The sequence below is a fragment of the Streptomyces millisiae genome (assembly GCF_031845425.1).
In the GTDB taxonomy this organism is placed as follows: Bacteria; Actinomycetota; Actinomycetes; order Streptomycetales; family Streptomycetaceae; genus Streptomyces; species Streptomyces millisiae.
Map to the genome: position 1 here is coordinate 1 of NZ_JAVREM010000208.1, position 547 is coordinate 547.

At 72.6% G+C, this 547-nt stretch carries 1 protein-coding gene; it reads right to left on the bottom strand.

Annotated elements, in window-relative coordinates:
* Positions 1 to 533 (bottom strand): SAM-dependent methyltransferase (locus RNC47_RS36250; RefSeq protein ID WP_311605123.1); only part of this gene is annotated, 533 nt, incomplete at its 3' end.
* Between the last annotated feature and the right edge of the window lie 14 nt (positions 534 to 547).

Genomic DNA, 547 nt, shown 5'->3' on the forward strand with positions numbered 1-547 from the left:
GTGTGCGACGAACCCAGCGGCAGGCCGGCGTAGGTGGGCACCGCGCTGGTGGCGGGCAGCCCGGGGACGATCTCGAAGTTCACGTGGGCCTTGGCCAGCGCGCCGATCTCGGTGATGACGGCGTCCACCGACAGCGGGTCACCCGAGACCAGGCGCACGACGTCGTAGCCGTGGCGGGCCTCGGCGACCAGCGTCTTGGCCACCTCGGCAGGATCGCCGAGAGCGGGCCGGACCTCGGGCCCACCGGCGATGACGGCGGCTTGCGCGGCGTCGGGGGTTCCGGAGGCCCCAGGACTTCCGGCATCCGCGGCGGCGTCGGCCTTGGCCGGCTCAGCCGGGGCCGGACCGGACGCCGGCGGCAGTTCGGTGCCTATCAAGGCCAGCACGGCCTCGGGGACGTCGGGATCGGTGAACACCAACTCGGCGTGCGCCAGCACGGTTTGTGCCCGTGCCGTCAGCAGCCCCGGATCACCCGGGCCTGAGCCCACAAATGTGATGCGGCCGGGCTTCGCCTTGCGACCTCGCATGGTCATTCTTCACTCCCGCG